General features: G+C 37.4%; 21 protein-coding genes and 2 tRNA genes. 5 read left to right on the top strand and 18 right to left on the bottom strand.

What is annotated here, in order from left to right; all coding sequences use genetic code 11:
• Positions 1 to 14: 14 nt before the first annotated feature.
• The gene (locus BM157_RS07415; RefSeq protein WP_090140511.1) at positions 15 to 986 is read right to left on the bottom strand and encodes an AIR synthase related protein; all 972 of its coding nucleotides are present in this window, start codon (positions 984 to 986) and stop codon (positions 15 to 17) included.
• Between the two features lie 267 nt (positions 987 to 1,253).
• Here BM157_RS07415 and BM157_RS07410 point away from each other — a divergent pair, with 267 nt between their 5' ends.
• Positions 1,254 to 1,868: a hypothetical protein gene (locus tag BM157_RS07410; RefSeq protein WP_022501622.1), complete on the top strand. Its 615-nt coding sequence runs from the start codon at positions 1,254 to 1,256 to the stop codon at positions 1,866 to 1,868.
• Between the two features lie 58 nt (positions 1,869 to 1,926).
• On the opposite strand, the gene BM157_RS07405 is transcribed toward BM157_RS07410, so the two are convergent.
• From BM157_RS07405 to BM157_RS07335, 15 genes are all read right to left on the bottom strand, one after another.
• Complete coding sequence (locus BM157_RS07405; RefSeq protein WP_318255860.1) at positions 1,927 to 2,646, bottom strand: 3'-5' exonuclease; 720 nt, start codon at positions 2,644 to 2,646, stop codon at positions 1,927 to 1,929.
• A gap of 29 nt (positions 2,647 to 2,675) precedes the next feature.
• Positions 2,676 to 2,746, bottom strand: a tRNA-Gly gene (locus BM157_RS07400).
• A gap of 35 nt (positions 2,747 to 2,781) precedes the next feature.
• Positions 2,782 to 2,854, bottom strand: a tRNA-Phe gene (locus tag BM157_RS07395).
• A 104-nt stretch (positions 2,855 to 2,958) separates the two neighbouring features.
• Complete coding sequence (gene trmD, locus BM157_RS07390) at positions 2,959 to 3,666, bottom strand: tRNA (guanosine(37)-N1)-methyltransferase TrmD (RefSeq protein ID WP_090140509.1); 708 nt, start codon at positions 3,664 to 3,666, stop codon at positions 2,959 to 2,961.
• A complete protein-coding gene (locus BM157_RS07385) occupies positions 3,666 to 4,595 on the bottom strand; it encodes a GDSL-type esterase/lipase family protein (protein WP_022501424.1) in 930 nt (309 codons plus the stop codon). The genes trmD and BM157_RS07385 overlap by 1 nt, the downstream gene beginning before the upstream one ends.
• Before the next feature lie 52 nt (positions 4,596 to 4,647).
• Positions 4,648 to 6,705, bottom strand: coding sequence for a glycoside hydrolase family 13 protein (locus tag BM157_RS07380; RefSeq protein WP_456361689.1), 2,058 nt, complete (start codon positions 6,703 to 6,705; stop codon positions 4,648 to 4,650).
• 592 nt (positions 6,706 to 7,297) lie between these two features.
• The gene (gene ftsH, locus BM157_RS07375; RefSeq protein ID WP_055173856.1) at positions 7,298 to 9,145 is read right to left on the bottom strand and encodes an ATP-dependent zinc metalloprotease FtsH; all 1,848 of its coding nucleotides are present in this window, start codon (positions 9,143 to 9,145) and stop codon (positions 7,298 to 7,300) included.
• 41 nt (positions 9,146 to 9,186) lie between these two features.
• Positions 9,187 to 9,726: a hypoxanthine phosphoribosyltransferase gene (gene hpt, locus BM157_RS07370; protein WP_242854075.1), complete on the bottom strand. Its 540-nt coding sequence runs from the start codon at positions 9,724 to 9,726 to the stop codon at positions 9,187 to 9,189.
• Between the two features lie 2 nt (positions 9,727 to 9,728).
• Entirely contained in the window at positions 9,729 to 11,291 is a 1,563-nt protein-coding gene (tilS, locus tag BM157_RS07365; protein WP_318255859.1) for a tRNA lysidine(34) synthetase TilS, read from the bottom strand.
• 52 nt (positions 11,292 to 11,343) lie between these two features.
• Positions 11,344 to 12,468, bottom strand: coding sequence for a SpoIIE family protein phosphatase (locus tag BM157_RS07360; protein ID WP_022501429.1), 1,125 nt, complete (start codon positions 12,466 to 12,468; stop codon positions 11,344 to 11,346).
• A 92-nt stretch (positions 12,469 to 12,560) separates the two neighbouring features.
• A complete protein-coding gene (locus tag BM157_RS07355) occupies positions 12,561 to 12,887 on the bottom strand; it encodes an FtsB family cell division protein (RefSeq protein WP_055173850.1) in 327 nt (108 codons plus the stop codon).
• Entirely contained in the window at positions 12,888 to 13,295 is a 408-nt protein-coding gene (gene yabQ / locus BM157_RS07350; RefSeq protein ID WP_090140502.1) for a spore cortex biosynthesis protein YabQ, read from the bottom strand.
• Between the two features lie 68 nt (positions 13,296 to 13,363).
• Positions 13,364 to 13,651, bottom strand: a complete 288-nt coding sequence (gene yabP / locus BM157_RS07345) for a sporulation protein YabP (RefSeq protein WP_055173845.1) — start codon at positions 13,649 to 13,651, stop codon at positions 13,364 to 13,366.
• A gap of 135 nt (positions 13,652 to 13,786) precedes the next feature.
• Complete coding sequence (locus BM157_RS07340; RefSeq protein WP_022501433.1) at positions 13,787 to 14,026, bottom strand: RNA-binding S4 domain-containing protein; 240 nt, start codon at positions 14,024 to 14,026, stop codon at positions 13,787 to 13,789.
• Positions 14,027 to 14,176: 150 nt separating this feature from the next.
• Positions 14,177 to 14,719: a stage V sporulation T C-terminal domain-containing protein gene (locus tag BM157_RS07335; protein ID WP_022501434.1), complete on the bottom strand. Its 543-nt coding sequence runs from the start codon at positions 14,717 to 14,719 to the stop codon at positions 14,177 to 14,179.
• Positions 14,720 to 15,144: 425 nt separating this feature from the next.
• Here BM157_RS07335 and BM157_RS07330 point away from each other — a divergent pair, with 425 nt between their 5' ends.
• Complete coding sequence (locus BM157_RS07330; protein ID WP_318255858.1) at positions 15,145 to 15,984, top strand: amidohydrolase family protein; 840 nt, start codon at positions 15,145 to 15,147, stop codon at positions 15,982 to 15,984.
• A gap of 357 nt (positions 15,985 to 16,341) precedes the next feature.
• Here BM157_RS07330 and BM157_RS07325 read toward each other — a convergent pair whose 3' ends face one another.
• A complete protein-coding gene (locus BM157_RS07325; RefSeq protein ID WP_055173836.1) occupies positions 16,342 to 18,009 on the bottom strand; it encodes a SulP family inorganic anion transporter in 1,668 nt (555 codons plus the stop codon).
• A 1-nt stretch (position 18,010) separates the two neighbouring features.
• Positions 18,011 to 19,174 carry an FKBP-type peptidyl-prolyl cis-trans isomerase gene (locus BM157_RS07320; RefSeq protein ID WP_055173834.1) on the bottom strand — a complete coding sequence of 388 codons (1,164 nt, stop codon included), beginning with the start codon at positions 19,172 to 19,174 and terminating at the stop codon, positions 18,011 to 18,013.
• 133 nt (positions 19,175 to 19,307) lie between these two features.
• Here BM157_RS07320 and BM157_RS07315 point away from each other — a divergent pair, with 133 nt between their 5' ends.
• The 3 genes from BM157_RS07315 (at position 19,308) to BM157_RS07305 (ending at position 21,714) form a co-directional block, all read left to right on the top strand.
• Positions 19,308 to 20,363, top strand: a complete 1,056-nt coding sequence (locus tag BM157_RS07315; protein ID WP_070101745.1) for an FAD:protein FMN transferase — start codon at positions 19,308 to 19,310, stop codon at positions 20,361 to 20,363.
• 39 nt (positions 20,364 to 20,402) lie between these two features.
• A complete protein-coding gene (locus tag BM157_RS07310) occupies positions 20,403 to 21,134 on the top strand; it encodes a lysophospholipid acyltransferase family protein (RefSeq protein ID WP_090140497.1) in 732 nt (243 codons plus the stop codon).
• A 130-nt stretch (positions 21,135 to 21,264) separates the two neighbouring features.
• Positions 21,265 to 21,714, top strand: a complete 450-nt coding sequence (locus BM157_RS07305; protein WP_022501440.1) for a hypothetical protein — start codon at positions 21,265 to 21,267, stop codon at positions 21,712 to 21,714.
• The last annotated feature ends 67 nt before the right edge of the window (positions 21,715 to 21,781 follow it).

The raw sequence follows: 21,781 nt of genomic DNA, 5'->3' as shown, positions 1-21,781 counted from the left end.
CCCTTTCAATTAAATTATTGTGCTGTCTTTATACAGCGGAATATCTCATCCTGATTAGGCAATGTAAGAAATCTTTCTTCATCTTTATTGTGAAGAATTCTCTGATTGCCCTTCACAATTCTTCCTATAACTGCGGCTGGGATATTATTGCTGTTAAGTATATTAATAATATCACAATCATTATCCGCTGTCATTAATAAACAACCTAAAGATTGCAGTTCATACGGATTAACATTGAATAATTCGCATATCTCTATAATCTCCTGTCTTACAGGTATGCTTCTTATGTCAACATCAAGTCCGACATTGCCATATTCACACATATCCCACAACGCACCAAATATTCCTCCCTCTGATACATCGTGCATATAACAATTAATTCCATTGTCCCTTAAAAGCTGTACCATTCCGCCTATATACATATCTGTATCTTCGCCAACAGCCTTACTTACCCAGTCTTTACTGTATCTTTCGTATACCGCCTGCTCATCAGTTTCAACTAACTGCTTTACTCCACTTATTCCTATGCAACCAGCGGCAATTATATGCTGTCCTGCCTCAATAACATTTCTATTGTCTTCCCTTAAGCCCTGCACTGTAACAGTTACTACAGGCTCACTGACCGAAGCACTGACTGTTGTATGCCCTCCAGCTATTGGCACTTCTGTAACCGCCGCCTGTCTTGTAAGTCCTGCGATTACTTCCCTTATACGGATTTCCCTTGCCTGCTCTGGCATAACTATGCAGTCACTTGCCGCTATGGGTGTGCCGCCAGCGGCATATATATTATTAACAGCTTTAATAAGAGGCATATATCCACAGGCTGTCGCACTTAACAGTGTCTTATCCACGCCCTGCTCTCTAATATCCACCTCAGACACATCCTGTCCAATATCCATACGTGTAACCTTCTGGCCTCTTACAGTGTTAAGAGGCTTTAATACAGACCTTGAAAGAATTGTATCTGATACCTTGCCTAATTTCATACAAAATCCTCGTTTCTATGCTTTTCACATATTACATTCAATTGCAAGCTTGAACTTGCATATATTACATTTTCAATCTATACTTAATCTTAAATAAATGCTGACACAGCCATAGGAAGTATCATAGCAAGTACAAGGATTACTATTATAACCGCAGCAAATATTCTTTTAGTTTTGCTCTTTTTTAAATTAATCATAATTACCTCCTTAAACATAGCAGCACATTAAACAATACATTTTAATAACATATTGGAAACGGAGAATACTATGCACTTTATATTGCCTTATTTTATAATAATATTAATAGTTATTCAACTTTATCTTAAAAAAAGTACACGTTCTGGCTCAGAACGCTCAAAAAAATATTGGGAAAGGGAACAGAAAGCCAATTCAACAAGAAAGCAGGATATAAGCTCCCTTAACTATATTAAATGGGACGACGCACTTCCTGCTATAGATAACAACCTGACATTAGCTGACATATTAAATAATTCACCAGAAGCCCTTAAGGCTTATAATAATATCCAGACACTTAAGACTGAGCCAATGCTTAACCTGTCAGAGTATTCCAACACTGACCTTAAGTTAAAATATGGTGTTGCTAATCTTGATACTTTAACACAATATGAAGACAACTACACTTCATTTATAAAGAGCCTTTCAGAGCTTGGACATATCCTTATTGAACATAAGGACATATCCGATGCCACAGCATTTCTTGAATATGCCGTAAAGATAGGCTCTGACATACGACTTACCTATACTGACCTTTACGCATTATATTCAGAAGCAGGAAATGCTTCCAAAATCAGACAGTTAAGACAATACGCCTCACTTATCAAGTCTGTTAATAAAGACCTGATAGTATCAGCTATTAACTAGGTATTTAATTAATTATATGAATATATTACCTATATAAACATTAATTCATAACTAACCATTATTTTCCATATTCTGAAAGTATCTTATCTATGTTTCGTGAAGCTATACTCTTGGTCATCTCATCAATCGGGATATCAAGCTTTACATTATGCTTTACAACAAGTGCTGTAAGATAATTTCTTTGTGCCTGTGTAATCGGACTATCCTTTTTCACACTGTATACAAGCTCAGATGGTATTTCAAAGCCTGAATCATCCGGTTTTATTGTATACATTTTCCAGTATATTCCGCTTGCACTCAGCGCATCATCTAAAGCTCTGTGTGAGTTACCAGGGTCAATCTTCAAATACTCACACAGATAATCAAGCTTCTTATGCTCCAGTTCTGGAAGTATTCTTCTTGCCATTTTAAGTGTATCTATTCCTGCTGACGGAAATACAAGATTGTTATTAACCGCCGCCTTCTTTAAAAAGCTGTAATCAAATATAACATTATGTCCAAGTATAGGATAATCCCCTATAAATTGTATTACATCATCAATCAGTTCATTAATTCTTGGCTTATCTGTAAGCTCCTCATTATGTATATGTGTAAGCTCTATTATTCTGTCGCTTATCTTAATGCCTGGATTGACAAGTGTTGAATATGTATCTGCCACGTTTCCATTACATACCCTTGCCATTCCTATCTCAATTATTCTGTCTGCTGCCGGGTTAAGCCCTGTAGTTTCTATATCCAGTGCAACATAGCTGTCTATCATTGTCTTTGTTCCTTTCATTAGTATAGCACTTCTGGGTAAAAAAATAGAGCGGGTGATGGGAATCGAACCCACGTATCTAGCTTGGAAGGCTAGTGTTCTACCATTGAACTACACCCGCATATCATCATAATTAAATTATATTCAATTATAAAATGCCTAGAACCGGAATCGAACCAGTGACACGAGGATTTTCAGTCCTCTGCTCTACCGACTGAGCTATCTAGGCTTATTGTGACTTCACATCATAATATCCTGTAGTAAACAATCAAGTTATTCACCAAAAGACTTGATTAGTTTACCACATAAATATCTTATCCGTCAACAATTATTTTAACTGTTATTATTGTTCTCAGCCATATATTTCTCATATAAGTCCGGTCTGTACTTCTTAGTACGTTCTAACGACTTCTCGTGCCTCCACTTCTCTATATTGCCGTGGTGACCTGATAATAATACTTCTGGCACTTCCATACCTTTGTAATTGGCTGGTCTTGTGTACTGTGGATATTCTAATAAACCATCCGAGAAGCTCTCTGTCTGGGCTGATTCATCATTATTAAGTACTCCCGGAACTAATCTTGACACTGAGTCGATAACAACCATCGCCGGAAGCTCTCCACCTGTCAGGACATAATCTCCAATTGACACATAGTCTGTAACTATGCTTTCAAGTGCTCTCTCATCAATTCCCTCATAATGTCCACACAGAATTACAAGTTCTTCTTCTTTGGCAAATTCTTCTGCCATATGCTGATTAAATGTATGCCCCTGTGGTGTCATATACACAACCCTTGGTCTGCCTGAACATCTTAATGCTATGCTCTCATAAGCATCGCACACGGGTCCCGGCTGCATAACCATTCCTGCTCCTCCGCCATATGGGTAATCATCTACCTTCATATGCTTATTATTGGAAAAATCCCTTATATCAACAGCTTCTATAGACAATACTCCTGAATCTATAGCCCTGCCTGTTATACTTGTATTCAACCCATCCAAAATCATCTGTGGAAATAGTGACATTACATAAAATTTCATTAGTTAGACGCTCCCGATATATTATTAAGGAAGAATGGGTAATAGTTATGATTAAGGTTATATCCACCTGTTGATACATCTGTATTAAGATATCCAGACTCATCCTTAAATGCATCTGCTATATCTATAAATGTCATTCCATACTCTGTCGCCCTGGCTGCAAGTGTGCTGTTAGCTTCATCAATAGCCGCCTGTGTTATCTTTACATTTGACTTTGCCTCAAAGCTCTGTGTTATAGGAAGAAGTGACACTACATATACCTTTACTGATGGAATTGCTTCCTTAAGCGATTCTACTATTGAACCTATTCTCTCAGCTACATTCTCTCCTGACCTTGTTCCATAGTTAAGGTCGTTAAGTCCAACAAGGACATATACCTTAGATGGATTAGCCGCCGCAACACTTGACACTGAATTAAGTGCCTTATCTGTTGTAAGGTTATTATCTGAGAATATGCGTGATGTGTCAAGATAACCATATTCACCTATACCTGATACAATCATATCACCAAAGAATACTGCATCATCATAATTAGAACGTGATGTGTATTCCTGTATCTCTGCCTTAGTTGTAATCCTGGCGACTCCGCCTGATACCTGAGCTGCTGATGTTGTACTACTTGTTGTGCTTTCTGTTACAGCTGATGTTGTACTCTCTGTATCAGCTGCACTTGTTGTTTCATTGTTAGACATCTCTATAGATGACTGTGTAATAATTATATCATTGTTATTATTATTGTTATTGGCAAGTGTTGTCGCCTTATCTTCCACTGGCTTTCCAATACTGCATAATTTAAGAACAATTGCAACAACTGCAATAACTACTACAGCCAAAATAACACCTATTACCGGCTTCTTATACTTGTTCCATAATCTCATCTTACGGTTAAGAACTATTTTATTCTTTTCCTCGTTATTATCTACTGCCATTATACATTACTCCTCATTCTTACTTCTGTGTATTATATTTTAACAGCATTATCTACCATCTAAGACGTCTTAACACTGTAGCTGAAGTCTTTCTTAAGCCTATATTAAGAATTCCGTCTTTAAGTCTGTAACCTTGTCTGTCCGTTGAATATCCGCCCTCAAATGTTACCATTATCTGCTCGACATCATCATCCATAGCAAGTCCAGTCTCCCAGGCAGGTATATTAACTCTTATCTCATCTTCCCCATTATTAACAACAACTATCACTGCATCATCTGATGTAAATCTTCCATATGCAATAACATTATGTGCTGAATAAAGCTGCTTATACGAGCCGGTTCTTAATACCTCATTCTCCTTGTGCATCTTTATTGCTGCCTTATGAAAGTCTATAAGCTCCTTATCTTCATGTCCCCATGGATAAGTTCTTCTGTTATCAGGGTCTGTGAAACCACACACTCCCGCTTCATCTCCATAATATACAGTTGGTGCACCCGGCCACGTCATCTGAATAATGACAGCCTCCATAAATACAAACTTATTCACATTCTGATTAGCCACTTCTGATCCAAGCTTATCAACCCTGCCAACAATATGGTTAGTTCTTGTAAGAAATCTTGAATGGTCGTGGTTAGAAAGCTCATTCATAGATATAGAATAACTTTGTCCACCCATTCTTGCCATATTATGGTGCATAGCACCAAAAAAATAATCAGGATTACCTAATGAATCAGGGCGCATTTCATCACTATGCTTCTCCATTCCTGTAAGAAACCACGTTACAGGCTCCATAAAAGCATCGTAATTCATAATTGTATCCCATTCATCACCCTGAAGCCAGTCATATGAATCACCATAATTCTCTGCAAGTATTATTGCCTCCGGATTAGCTTCCTTAACAGCCTGTCTGAACTTTTTCCAGAATGTATGGTTATATTCCTTGCTATACCCAAGGTCAGCTGCAACATCAAGCCTCCAGCCATCTACATTGTACGGTGGAGATACCCATTTCTTTCCAATATCTATAATATACTTTTCAAGTGTATCTGAGTCTTCATAATTCAGCTTAGGAAGTGTATCGTGTCCCCACCAGCCGTCATATGAACTATTATCCGGCCACTGATTACCATAGAATTTAAAGAAGCTGTGGTATGGGCTTTCATACTTCTCATATGCACCGCAGGCATAATCGTCATCACTAGAACTGTAAATGTGTTCCCTGTCCATCCATTTGTTAAATGAACCACAATGGTTAAACACTCCGTCTATTATGACTTTCATTCCTCTGCTGTGTATCTGTTCTACCGCCTTGGCAAAGAACTCATTACTCGCTTTAAGATTTTCCTTACTTGTAACCCTGTTAATATATCGTGTTGCATTAGTATTGTTCTGGTCACCTTCTTTTAAAAGTTCCCCATCATCTTTTACTATAACACCAAAATGTGGGTCTATATAATCATAGTCCTGTATATCGTACTTATGATTAGATGGCGAAACAAACAACGGATTAAAATAAATGACCTCGACACCAAGCTCGCTAAGATAATCAAGCTTATCAAGCACGCCCTGCAAATCGCCACCATAGAACTCTCTTACACCCATATTGGCTGGATATTTATTCCAATCCTTAACCTGACAGACGTGTTCGCCTATATAACTGTATTCATCATCAAGCACGTTATTAGATTTATCACCATCGCAAAATCTATCGGCAAATATCTGGTACATAACCGCACCCTTTGCCCAGTCAGGTGTCTTAAATCCCGGCATAATCTGGAAATTATAATAAGTATTAAGTTCTTTAATAGCTCCTATCTGATTGTAATAGCATACAACCTTTCCAGTCTCTACCTTGAAATAATAATATAATTTGTCATTATTAACTTTAATCTCAGCCTCGTAATAATCAAATACTCCAACTGCCTTAATCTTTGTCATAGGGTATTCTACATTATTAACATATATATACGCCTTGTCTACATTATAACGACCTGTTCTTAATCGTATCTTAACTGTATCACCCGGCATAGGCTCTGCCGGACATCTGTAATCGTTTGTCGCATCAGAAAATAAAGCTCTTGTATTAATGGTTGGCCTTGCATTACACATATACAAAAGCTTTCTTTCCCATGATGTAAGGTTCTCAACTCCTGCGCTTATTATCATAGAAAATACTCCTTGACATTAATCATATATAATTTTATATCATTACGGGTATTTATTCAACTGTAAGATATATTTATTAAGATTTCTTTAATTTACGGCTTCTCTTAACTCGTAACGATGGCATAGGTAAGAGCGTTTCTGCTTCGTAATTTATTTACTTTATAAAATACGCTCTTACCTATGACGCGGTGCTCCTCGAATAGATAATTTAAAAAATTTCCATTCCTGCAAGCAGGATGGAAGATTTCTTTAAATTATCCATTCTCATCGTTACTCGTGCAAATAAAAAGGACAGTCTGGGGGGACTGTCCTTTTTGGAGAAGGTATTTCACTTATTATGGGGTGTAGCAAAAAATATATAATGTATTGGGGGTTTTTACGTTAATTATAATATCATACAAAGCCCCATAAGTGTTCACAAACTTTACAATAAATTGCAACTTTTTTTGTGAATTATTACCAAATGTTTTTTGTGTATAAATACATTTCCATTATTTAACTGCATTTTAACTGCAAAATCTCTGTTAATACCTAATTATAAACTCTCTCCATATGGCTTATCTTCAAACAAACTTTCAAATTCTTCTCTTGAAATCTTCTCTTTCTCAAGAAGAAGTTCTGAACTTCTATGAAGCACGTCCATATTCTCTGATATAAGCTTCTTAGCCTTGGTATAACACTCATCTACAATTCTCTTAACTTCTTCATCAATGAGTGCTGCTACATCTTCACCATATGGTCTTGTATGTGCAAGATCTCTTCCGATGAATACCTCATCACTGTCTGTATCATAATTAATAAGACCAAGCTTGTCAGAGAAACCATACTTAGTAACCATATCTCTTGCTGTCTGTGTTGCCTGCTTGATATCCTGTGAAGCACCTGTTGTTATATCATCAAATATGAGTTCTTCCGCTACTCGTCCACCAAGGCTTACAACGATATTCTGAAGCATTTTCCCCTTAGTGTTAAACATCTCATCTCTTTCAGGAAGCGGCATTGTGTAACCTGCCGCACCCATTCCTGTAGGAATGATTGATATTGTATGAACCGGTCCAACATCTGGTAAAAGGTGGAATAATATAGCGTGTCCTGATTCGTGGTAAGCTGTAATCTTCTTCTCTTTGTCAGATATAATCTTACTCTTCTTCTCAACACCTATTCCTATCTTAATAAATGCTTCTTCAACATCTGCGTTAGTTATATATCTGTTCTTCTTTCTTGCCGCATTAATAGCAGCTTCATTTAATACATTTTCAAGATCAGCACCTGTAAAGCCGGCTGATGTTCTTGCAAGCTTATCAAGGTCAACATCATCACCAAGAGGCTTCTTAGCTGCGTGTACCTTTAATATTTCAAGTCGTCCAGCAACATCTGGTCTGCCGACAACTATCTTTCTGTCAAATCTTCCCGGTCTTAATATAGCTGGGTCAAGAATATCAATTCTGTTAGTAGCGGCCATAACGATAATTCCTTCATTGACACCAAAACCATCCATCTCAACAAGCATCTGGTTAAGTGTCTGTTCTCTCTCATCGTGGCCGCCGCCCATACCTGTTCCTCTTCGTCTTGCAACAGCATCAATCTCATCAATGAATATAATACAAGGTGCGTTCTTCTTAGCTTCCTCAAACATATCTCTTACTCTTGAAGCACCAACACCAACAAACATCTCTACGAAATCCGAACCTGATATGCTAAAGAATGGTACGCTTGCCTCTCCAGCAACAGCTTTGGCAAGAAGTGTCTTACCTGTACCAGGTGCACCTGTAAGAATAACACCCTTAGGTATTCTTGCACCAAGAGAAGTATATCTTACTGGGTCTTTAAGGAAATCAACTATCTCCTCAAGTTCTTCTTTTTCTTCCTGAAGACCAGCTACATCCTTAAATGTAACTTTATTATCAGCACTGCTTATCATTCTGGCCCTGCTCTTTCCAAAATTCATCATCTTGGCATTGCCACCGCCACCAGCCTGTCTTGTAAACATCATCATAATGAATACAATAACAAGAAGGCTTAAGCCAAATGGAAGTATAGTTGTAAGCATAACACTCTGTCTTGCAACATCTTTAAGTGTATATTCTATATTCTTATCAAGTAAAAGTTCTTCTACATCTTTAACATCTGATACATATACACTCTTAACTGACTGCTCACCGCTCACCTTAACAGTTACAACACCAGTTGGAACTTCTGCATTCTGTCTTATGGATACGCTCTCTATCTTACCCTTGCTGATATCGTTAACTAATTCGTTATAAGTATAATTGCTTGTACCTGTATTCATTCTTGCAACATACATAATAAACATCGCTGCTATAATCACAATAATCATATAGATTCCCATTCCTGAAAATCTTACATTTTTCTTATTATCCATATCAATCTCCATTCTTACATATATTCGTAATTAGGTAATAATCAATTCTCATCATCAAGATGAACAACTCCTATAAATGGAAGATTTCTATACATCTGGTCATAGTCAAGGCCATATCCTACAACGAATTCATCCGGAATATTAAATCCGTTATACTTAACATCTATATCAACTTCTCTTCTGTCTGGCTTATCAAGAAGTGTACATATACATATGTCTGCTGGATTTCTTTCCTCTAACATAGGCATAAGTCTGAATAAAGTATTACCTGAATCGATAATATCTTCTACAACTATTACATGTTCGCCTTCTATAGACTCATCAAGTTCCTTCTTAATTACAATATTACCACTTGAAGTTGTTCCGCTTCCGTAGCTTGAAGTCTGCATAAAATCTATCTTTACTGGAACTGTTATTCTCTTGGCAAGTTCACAGCAGAAGAATATGCTTCCCTTAAGAATACATATAAGCTTAATTTCCTTACCCTCATAATCAGCGCTAATCTTAGCACCAATCTCTGCTATCTTCTCTTGAAGTTTGTCCTCTGAAATCATTACACTTATCTTGTGCTTATTTGACATAATTAATTCCTCTCTTTCAATATAAGCTGTATTTTAAATACGTTCTTTGTAGAGCCTGTGACCCTGCAATCTTCGCATCTGCGCACACCACACGCCCATAGCACGCGGTTATTATCACACACAAGCAGTATTTCATCTCTGTGTGAAGCAGGTATCTTGCGGTCTGTCAGTTCTTTCTTAAGCTTCTTGGTATTACCGCTTTCCGATACCACAATCCTATCCTCGACATTCTTAAATCTGATATCAAGTAACTTATTAAGTTTATCATAATCAAAATACTTCGTATAGCTGTTATTCAATTTATTTACGCAAATTTTACCATTTGAAGCATTCTCCACCAATTCTTCGTCATTATCATTATTGTCATAAACGGACATTTTGATACTTGCTGAATACATTTTATCATACTCCGGTATATATACTGTCTTATCTATATCAACAATTACTTCTCTATCTTTACTACATTTAGTGATATCTATGCGATGAACCTCTTCAAGTCCTGCATCTGCTGTTAGCTCTGTGTCCGCTCTATATCTGTTACTTGCTGTGTCAGAAAATGTATTCTCTGCTCTGTTCTTTCTTTCAAGCACAATATATTCATATTCACGCACTGCCTTTATTCCATATACCGAGTCTACCTTTCTTCCTGTCTGAAGATTAATAAGCTTGTATACATCATATACATTGACCGAATATATATCCTTAGCCCTTCCTGCAAGCTTAACAAGCGCCTTATATATAGCTCTTTTTCCAAGCACCTCATCTGCCTGCCCAAGCTGTTCAACTGATAATCTTATCCCTGCACCATCCTGTATTGCACAGCTTTTGTACAGCTTGTCTGCTTCTTTATCAACAAAATTCTCAACCGCCCTTACTTCTTTCGCCATAAATGCAATATTCTGCACAACATTTTTATTAATATGCTCACCCATATATGGCAACAGGACATTTCTTATTGAATTCCTTGTATAATCGTTATCATAATTAGTCACATCTGTCACAAATGACTGGTTTCTTAGCACAAGCCAGCTTTCTATGTCCTGTCTTGTTATGCAAAGAAGAGGACGGCATATGTTATCCCTCACCGGCACAATTCCTCTTATTCCTTTAAGTGATGTACCCCTCGCCATATTCATAATAACCGTTTCTGCCTGGTCATTCATATGATGGGCAACAAATATCCTTGTCTTATCATACTGCTTTGAAAGCTTGTCAAATATATCATATCTTTCAAGTCTTCCAGCTTCCTCAACAGTAAGATTATTCTCCCTTGCTATTTTTTCACATTCTATATTGTAGCAATGATAATCAAGCTTAAGACTTTCACACAGCTTTCTTGTAAACTGCTCATCATCAGCGGCTTCTTTTCTTATACCATGATTAACGTGTACAATATGAAGCTTTACGTCTTTATTATTATGTATAATATAATCGTTAAGCATAATCATAAGACAGACAGAATCTGCTCCGCCTGACACACCGACAACTGCATTACTGCAATCCTCAAGCATATTATTAGCCTTTATGTATGCCCATACCTTTTTCTCTATATTATTAACATCCATATTAAATGCTTTCTCCTGTTGTTTTATATGGCAATATTGCCCAATTATATATTTATTTGTTGTAGGTGTCAAACAGTCCGAACACAAGCACTGTGCAGTCATCACATACTTCACAATTATTATATGACATTGACTTTCTAAGTATCTCGTCAGCTATCGCTTTAGGCTTTTTCATTACAACTTCCTCGATAATCTCTACCATTTTCTCCTCTTTATTAAGACACGGAAGATTATCAAGCACACCATCGCTCACCATAATTACATAGTCACCATCGTACAACTTCTTGGCTGTGCAGTCGTAATCTACCTTTTCAAGCACACCAATAGGAAGTGTGGACGATTTGATTATCTCAACCCAGCCCTCCCTTTTAATAAATGTAGATACTGCCCCTAACTTTATGCAATGCATCATACCTGACTGGCAGTCAACAACACTCATATCCATAGTTACAGGGCTGTCTTTGCCACTGCAATTAATGTATGCCGTATTGATAAAATCTATGGCTGTCTTCTCCTCAAATCCGGCATCTATACAGTTCTCCATAAGTTCTATAACCATTCTGCTCTCAATAAATGCCCTCTTGCCACTTCCACAGCCATCTGCAATTGCCGCCACAACTTTACCACACGACAGGCTTGATACCATAAAATTATCGCCATTAAAGCCGCTTTTTTCTTTACATTTTCTTGCAACTCCTGATAAAAATCGGAAACGGTTCTCCTGATGAAACACATACTGCTGGCAGTTGTCGTTAATGACAAGCCTGTTATTATGGTCTGAATAGTATCCAATCCCCATAACATCACATACTATTTTCCGTATCTTTCTCTCTGCGACACAGCCCTTGCCAAGAGTTCTTGCAAGTATAACAACTTCACTCCTGCCTGTCTTGTCTTTTAATATATTGACATCTTTAATAACTATTCCTGCGACAAGTGCCCTTGAAGCCATATCTCTTGCAATTCCCTTAGACGGCTTATCTGCCTGTAACTGCATAAGCGTGCAGTCCTCAAGAATATCTGCAACAAGAAACAACTGTCTTTTAAAGCTGGGACTTTGTGCTTCATCACCTGATGCACACTCATATGCTTCTCCCAGACGGCGAAACGTCTTAGCTGTTTCGGACAATCTGTTTATCGTATAAGTCATACACAATCCATCATTCTTAACTGCCATAGCCCCTCATTTCTGGTCTAAATATACTGTTTTCTTAAACCGAACACCATTATAATAGCAGTTATATAAAAAATGTGTCGAACCCTGTTACGTTACTTCTTCCCTTTAAATATTATCTCATCTGGATATATAAGTCCGAATTTATCCTTGGCAATCTCCTCCGCAAACTTCTTCGTCTGCACATACTTCTTATATTCATTAAGCTCTTCTGTACGCTGTTTTTCTTCATCAACCTGTTCCTGAAGCTCTTTAATCTGCTTTTCGTACTCTACATTTTTGGCTTCAATATTCTTCTTGCCATTCCATAAAAGCACACCAAGTCCCACAACAACAAGCATAGCAAATACCATACCCAGAATTGCTGAGCGTTTCTGTCTTTTTCTTCGCTGTTCCCTTTCTCTCTTTGTCTCAAATCTCATCTATATCTCTCCATTCTTCGGTCTGTCTTTCCTTAATGACTGCAACACTATTCTAATCACAGACACAAGCATTTTCAATGGTTTCAGTAAAATTCCTACAAGTCTTACTCCATATTTTATGTAATACACACTTAACGCCTTAAGATATAGAACTGCACCGCACACAAGCCCCACTACAATAAATGATCTTATAATTCCGCTATTAACATAGAAACATATAATAAATATCCGTATTCCTACATATATCCAGTATATAACATCTTCTACAGCAATCATAAATACACGCCGGTGTCTTATTATTCTTCTTATTATTCTTATCGTATCATATTGAAATGCAAGCACCATTCCCCACCAAAGTGCATATAAAAATGTGCCGCTCTCCCATATAATATCACCTAACATAAGCATTATTCCCCGCTACTGCTGGACTTATATAATTAAATAATCTTTATAATGTCTAAAAGATGTATTCACAATTATCTAAATAACCTGTTCACTAATGAATCGCCTTTTTTCATACTTATGCTGTTCTGTGAATACACAAGTGAGTCAACCCTGCCATCAACATCAAGCTCCCCCTTCTCAACTGACAGCTTATTAACGTGAAGTGACTCCCCTTTTATAACAATAACGCCATAATCTGACTCAAGTATTACCTTTGACGGTTCAAAGGATACAACGTCAGTAATACCAGTAAACTGAGCCTTCTTTCTATCTTCCATTCTTACTGCATGAGGATGTCTTACCCTTTTAATATCGTCCATAACTGCCTCCATATATTATACATTTATCTTACCTGTCTAATATATTAGGCGGTACGCCAAAAAATGCTTAATTATAACTATTATTTAAACACATTAAACTATTAGATATGCTCAAACATTAAATATACTTAATCATTAAATATATTCAAACATCTCCTTAGCTTCTTCTTTCTTAACTGTGTCCTTTACGTCTGTAACCCTTACCTTAACATTCTTATTACCAAAAGATATCTCTATTATATCTCCTGCCTTGACATCAACTGATGCCTTAGCCACTTTACCATTAATCATTACCCTGCCTGCATCACACGCATCATTAGCTACTGTACGTCTTTTAATAAGTCTTGAAACCTTTAAATATTTATCTAATCTCATAATCTTCCTCCGGAATGTCTGCCAATCGTAATTAACTTATATTAATATGTAAATGCCTGAAGCCGTGCAATATTTCTAACTTCTGGCATTTAGATGTATATGGCAAATGGTATTTTGCCTTACATCATATTATTATATTAAAATTATCTGCTAATTGTCCATATGTCTGCCCAAAAAATCCGCCGCAACTTTAACTATTCTTTTCTCACTCTCGCCAAGCTTCTGTTTCTTGTCATTGCCAAACATAATAACCATACCCAGAACATCTCCGGCACATATTATCGGACTTATCACCTCTGACTCACAATCATAGTCTGTTACCGCTTTTACATAATCATTCTCACTGGCACTTGCTACAACACTCTGCCTTTTATCCATAATATCATTAAGTTCTTTGGTAATATGCTTTCCCTGTACATTCTTTTTCTGTGTTCCTGCTGCCGCAATAACACAATCCCTGTCAGTTATTGCAATTGTCATTCCTGTATTCTGTGCTATGGACTCCGCATATTCTACTGCAAATTCCGATACATCTGCCATCGGAGAATATTTCTTTAACACAATCTGCCCATCCATATCTGTATATATCTCCATAGGGTCAGTTTCCCTTATTCTTAATGTTCTTCTTATCTCCTTTGGTATTACAATTCTTCCTAAATCATCTATACGACGAACAATTCCAGTGGCTTTCATACAATCCTCCTTATTTTCAACATAATCCATACACGCTGTTTCTCTATGCTCATTCAATGGTTTATCGAACTATTTTCCATATATTGCGTTGTATGGGTAGTATGTGAAAATTGTGAAAAATTATACATTTTAAAAAGGCTAGTCATCTAAATTCTACCATTCTTCTCTTTTACTGACTATATCCATATTGCCAGCATATAAACCACCTAGTATAATACAATAATTATCTGTGGTTTTTCCACATAATATGCAACAAGAAATCCATATAGGCAGGTTGTTCTGCGCGTTTTGACCTGCTCCTTTTATTATGTTATCATTTAATTATTAAATGTTTAAATGCGTTCTTAAATGGTAAAAATATGAATTAGTGTTATGCGCACCCGACACGCTATACTTATAACTGGGGCGCAGAAATGAGGATATTTATGATTATAGATTTTCATACTCACAGCTTTCCTGATGACATTGCGGACCGTGCCGTAGGACGACTTGCTCAAAGCGGCGGTATACCTAATTATCTGGATGGACGTGTAGACTCTATCAAAGCTTCTATGAAAAAAGCTGGCATTGATTACTCTGTCTTACTGCCTATAGCAACAAAGCCGTCACAGCATACGACTATCAACAAAATAGCCATAGAAACTAATAAATCCTTTAAATCTACTGGAATAATATCATTTGGTACAATTCATCCTGATAATGATGACTACAAGACTATAATAAGTGACCTTGCCAAAGCTGGTGTTCCAGGAATTAAGCTTCACCCTGTATTCCAGCGCACCAATATAGATGACCCAAGATGTCTTAGAATAATAGAATGTGCAAACGACAACGACCTTATTGTATCTATCCACTGCGGTATGGATATAAGCTTTCCTAACTGTGATGAGGCAAGCGTTGAACGCCTTGCCAATATGATAAAAGAAGTCCCACCACACAAACTTGTATTAGCCCATATGGGTGGCTGGTCTATGTATGACGAAGTATGTGACCAGCTAATTGGAACACCAAATGTATGGCTCGACACTGCACTTGTCTTAAAAAGCACTCCGGACAACAACTTCCTCTCCAAAGAGAAATTCGTCCAGATGGTCCGCACACATGGCTCTGACCACATTCTCTTTGGAACAGACAGCCCCTGGTCCGACCAGTCCGAGTCCCTCCACCTCCTAAGGACAAGCGGTCTCACCCCGGACGAACTCACCGCGATTGAAGGCAGCAACGCCGCCACACTGCTCGGCAGTTTCCTGACAAATACACCATAACCATTTTTCTCCTTCCCCAAGGGCAACAGCACAGCGCATTGCCCGCCCCGCCCCGCACGAACTGGCAACGAACAGGCGAAAAGCAGGACAGCCCCCTGCCGCGTGGCACTGCATTATAAGAGAATTGTGATATTACCAGTGTTTCCGCCCCCATAAACAGCAATGACCAGACACGAGGTCTGGTCAAGCGAATACTGAGGCAGGATGCCGAATATGAGCGTGTGCGTCCACCGCCACAACACTCCCTCGGAAACACCCGGTAATATCCAATTGTCTTATCCGCAGTTCCACACGGCAGGGGGCTGTCCCGCCTTTCGCCGTCCATCCGTCCGTCTGCCAGCTCCGCTCTTGCCGCTCTTACCCCACTATCTCCTGTGCATATGCCAACGCCGCATCAATATTAGCACAGAAGTTATCTTCTCCAACTTCTGCCGCAAATCCAGCCTTCTCCATCATAGACTTAGGCTGTTCCTGGACGTGGGATAATACCATAGTTATACCACGCTTCTTACATACATTGTGTATATTCTTAAGCGAACGCAATGCTGATATATCCATAGCTGGAACACCACGCATTCTGATTATAACTACTTTTACATCTGACTCCATATGTATATCCATAAACTTATCCGCTGCCGCAAAGAACATTGGTCCGATTATTTCGTATACTAAAGTCTTATCAGGAACTTTCTTTAAATTAATACTCTCAGGGTCGTTATTCTCATCAATATTTTCCCCGATATATTTCCAGCTTCTTACTTCTGTTACGTCTGCCATTCTCTTCAGGAAAAGAAGTGCAGCCATAACAATACCTACTTCTATAGCCACAACAAGGTCAAATACAACTGTAAGCACCATAGTTGTAAGTAATACTAATGTATCTGACTTTGGTGAGTGCTTAACAAGATTAACCATCTCTCTCCAGCCACTCATATTGTATGCAACAATAAATAAAATTGCCGCAATGGCTGGCATTGGTATCCAGGCCGCATATGGCATAAGCACCACAAGCACAATAAGAAGTGTAACTGAGTGAACCATACCTGCTATAGGTGTACGTCCACCATTCTTGACATTAGCCGCTGTTCTTGCAATAGCGCCTGTCGCTGGAATACCACCGAAAAGTGCGGATACGATATTACCTGCTCCCTGTGCAACAAGCTCCATATTAGGCTTATGTCTTGAACCTATCATTCCATCTGATACTACACACGAAAGCAGACTCTCTATTCCTGCAAGAACCGCTATTGTAAGAGCATCTGGAAGAAGTGTAAGTATCATATCCATATTAACTGATGGTACTGACACTCCTGGAAGTCCTTTCTTTATTGTATACAGACTTCCGATTGTATTGACATCTTTTAATGGTCCGATGAATTTAACCATAAGAACTGATACTATAACCGCAATAAGTGATGGTGGAATTTTATCAAGAGACTTGAACTTAGGCCATATAATAAGAATTGCAAGTGATACCGCACCAACTATTAATGCTTTTATATTAAATGTTCCTATATTGGCAATTATCGCCTTTAACTTATCCATAGTTTCAACTGTAGCAGTTCCTGCCGGATAAGTAAGGCCAAGAAAATCTTTAATCTGTCCTATAACAATAGTCACAGCAATACCAAATGTAAAACCTGTAGTTATTGTATAAGGAATAAATCTTATAAGGTTACCGAACTTAAGAAGCCCCATAATAACAAGTATTATACCTGCCATAATTGTAGCAACTATAAGTCCATCCATACCATTTTTCGCAACTATACCAGCTACTATTGTAGCAAATGCTGCTGTAGGTCCAGCTATCTGAACCCTGCTTCCTCCTAAGAAGGAAATAACAAATCCAGCAAATATTGCTGTATATATACCCTGCTCCGGGCTTACTCCTGATGCAAGTGCCAGTGCAATGGATAATGGCAGGGCTATTATCGCAACAATAATCCCTGCCACTATATCCTTTACTAACTGGTCCTTGGAATATGTCTTCATTACATCAAATATCTTTGGTACCAATTCATTCATTTTACTGTTCTACCTCTGTAATCTGGCTGCACTCAAATTCTACAACTTTCTGATAAAGTATTTCATAACCTATCTCTGATACAACTTCACTGCCGACTGCATCTACAATTGCATTGAAGTCATCGTAACCATAATACTGAGCTAAATCGTTACCATATGAGTTAATTTCATCTTCTGACACATGAATATCATTATCTGCGGCAATAATGGTTACTATCATTTTCTGTAAAAGATACTGCTGTGCAGATGATGTAGCATATTCATTAAATGCGTCAATTGAATCAAATCCATATACTGATTTCTTATATGTATCTAAATCTGATATGCCATAGTATGAACCATAAGTGTTAAATTCACTCTCAATATTAGTATTAAGTACTTCTACCAATGAATCTATTTCATCCTGTGGATAATTAACATCTCCGATATTCTCGCTTATAATCTGGTATGCTGATGTAAATGTGTTATTAAGATAAGTATCATTAGCATTAGCTTCTACTATCTTTCTTACTTCTTCCCTGAAATCTGCAACTGTATCACCTGAAAGATTAAGACTTTCTTTGTTATTAACTACCCATTCATCTGTTATCTCTGGGTAAGTTGTCTTCTGGATTGCTGTAACCTTTACTGTGAATATTACACTCTTACCTGCAAGGTCTGATGTGTAATTATCTGGGAAAGTACAAGGAATATCATATTCCTGGCCTACTGTAAGTCCTACAAGTCCTTTATCAAGGTCTGATATAAAGTTACCTGAACCTATTGTATATGTAGTATCTGTTGCTGTACCACCTGAGAATGCCTCGCCATCAAGCTTACCTGAATAATCAAGTATAACTGTATCCCCATCAGCTGTTACACCACTTGTAACATTCTCTGTTGTAGCTTCCGCTGATACTATATTCTTATTGATATAATCGTCAACGTCACTTTCTGCAACATTGAGTACTGACTTATCAACTGTTACCTGAATTCCTTTGTACTCAGGCATTGTAAATGCTTTTTTATAAATTGCTGCATCTGATGTAATAGCAGCATCATATTCTGCAGCTGTTATGCTCTTATGTACTGTAGAAGTTGGTTCTTCTGTCTTTTTAGAGCCACATGCTGTAAGTGAAGCTGTCATAGCTGCCACTAACATAAGGCTTACTAATTTCTTTTTCATAAAATATCCTCATTTCTTTATTTTTGACACTTTATTTGTTATAACATAATCCAATACAAAATAAAAGTGAATTCACATTTTTTTCAATATTTGATATACTTTATACATATGTATAACTTATTTAAGGAGTAATATGAATAATTTAGTAATTTTGCAAAAACCTGCACATCTAAGACATCGGACAGCTTCTTTAGTTCTATGTATTGTTATTATAAACTGTATGCTGTCAGCACTGACGGGCTGTAACAGTAAGAAGCTTGCTCTGAGTTCACCTATAAGCGTAACTGATTACAAGCTTAATACTTATGTACAGATTGACTCTTATACTAATGTCAATAAAAATGTATTATCCGATGCTCTTGGCCTGTGTGATTATTACGAACACATTTTCTCAAGAACCCTTGAAACAAGTGAGCTTTATAAAGTCAACACCCAGCAGACAACTGCTATAAGTGATGAACTCTATGAGCTTATTGAACTTGGGCTTTACTACAGCCAGCTATCCTATGGTGCTTTTGATATTACAATAGGAAGCGTGTCACGTTTATGGGATTTTAATACTGATACCCCAGATGTACCTGACAGTTCTGCCATAACAGATGCACTTGCATATGTCGATTATACCAAGGTTTCATTAAGCACCGACAATGACGGCACTCATCACATATCCATACCTGACGGATACTGTCTTGACCTTGGTGCGATTGCCAAGGGCTACATTGCCGATAAGATTAAAGCTTATCTTATTGATAATGGCGTCGAACGTGCTATCATTAATCTTGGCGGCAATGTATTATGTATAGGTCAGAAGCGTAACGGCTCAGATTTCAATATTGCGGTAAAGAAGCCATTTACTGAAACCGGCGAATATATGGAAGTACTTCATATTAATGATTATTCGGTTGTATCATCTGGAACATATGAAAGATACTTCTATTCAGATGACGGTACATTTTACCACCATATATTAAATCCAGCCACTGGCTACCCTTATGACAACAACTTATGTGATGTGACTATTATTTCAAGTGAGTCAACGGTTGGCGACTGTCTTAGCACAACCTGCTTTGTATTAGGACTTGATGACGGTATGAAACTCATTAATTCGCTTGAAGGCATTGAGGCTGTATTTATGACTAATGATGGTTCTAAATATTATTCAGACAACGCGAAAGCGTATATTAATTAATTATTACGACAGATTATTATCTGTAGAAATGAGGATTATATGATTCGACTTATTATCGTAGTGCTGTTATTGCTTATATTTGCAGTATTCAGCTTAATTGCACTTCCTATCTTATGGCTTATCGGAAAGAAGAACCCTGTTGCTAAGGAGAAAGCTTCTGATGCGGTTGCACGCTTTATGTTCAGGCTTATATTGTTCGTATGTGGAACTAAGACGACTGCTATTGGTGTTGAGAACATTCCAACAGACAAGCCTGTATTATTTGTAGGTAATCATCGTGGTTTCTTTGATGTAATTATTTCTTATACTTATATAAAGACAAGAGCGGCTTATGTTGCCAAAAAGGAGATGGCAAAAGTACCTATACTTCGTGTATGGATGCGTAATATCCGCTGTCTTTTACTCGACAGACAGAACACAAGGGAAGCCCTCAAATCAATACTTTCGGGAATTGAATATATTAAAGACGGCACCTCTTTAGTTATTTTCCCTGAGGGAACACGTAACAAGGGTGAGGGGGTTATGGAATTCCACGCCGGAAGCTTTAAGCTTGCTGAGAAATCACACAGTCTTATTATTCCTGTAACACAGAATAATACTTCTGCAATATTTGAAGACCAGAAGCCTTTCCTTAAGAAAGCCCACACTGTTATTGAATTCGGAACGCCGGTAGATATGTCATTAATGTCACCTGATGAGAAGAAAAATGTAGCAACATATATACACGATATTATACTTTCTACTTATGAGAAGAACCAGAATCTTGTGTAAGCATTACACATTTTCTTACGCATTTTCAATATATTATTCTTTTCATTATTTATATTCCGTGATATAATGAACTTTGTGAATTCAGTTTGAATTGTGAATTATTTGTATATTATACAGGAGGAGAACTTATATGCCAGTATGGTCGATAGTTTTATTAGTTATTATAGCAATCCTCGTTGTTGCTTTAATAGCTCTTATTATTGTTGGTAACAAGCTTCGTAAGAAGCAGACAGAGAATCAGGCACAGATTGATGCCGCTAAGCAGATTATGTCTATGTTGATTATAGACAAGAAGAAAATGAAACTTAAAGAAGCAGGACTTCCTAAGATTGTTCTTGAACAGACACCTAAGTATCTTCAGAGAAGCAAAGTTCCTGTAGTTAAAGCTAAGATTGGTCCTAAGGTTATGACACTTATGGCTGATCCTAAGGTATACGACCAGATACCTATCAAGGCGGAAGTTAAGGCTGAGGTAAGTGGTATCTACATCACAGGAATTAAGTCAGTTCGCGGTGGCAAGATAGTTGTTGAAGAAAAGAAAGCTAAGAAAGGCTTATTTAAGAAGTTAAAGAAGAATTAAGCCTGAAATTAAACAAAGGCAATTATTAATATATTAATGAATGTTAATAACATTTAATATATTAAAT

It is taken from the genome of [Lactobacillus] rogosae (assembly GCA_900112995.1).
Taxonomy (GTDB): Bacteria; Bacillota; Clostridia; order Lachnospirales; family Lachnospiraceae; genus Lachnospira; species Lachnospira rogosae.
The sequence above is the reverse complement of the archived record's forward strand: the minus strand, read 5'-3'. Positions and strand labels throughout refer to the sequence as shown.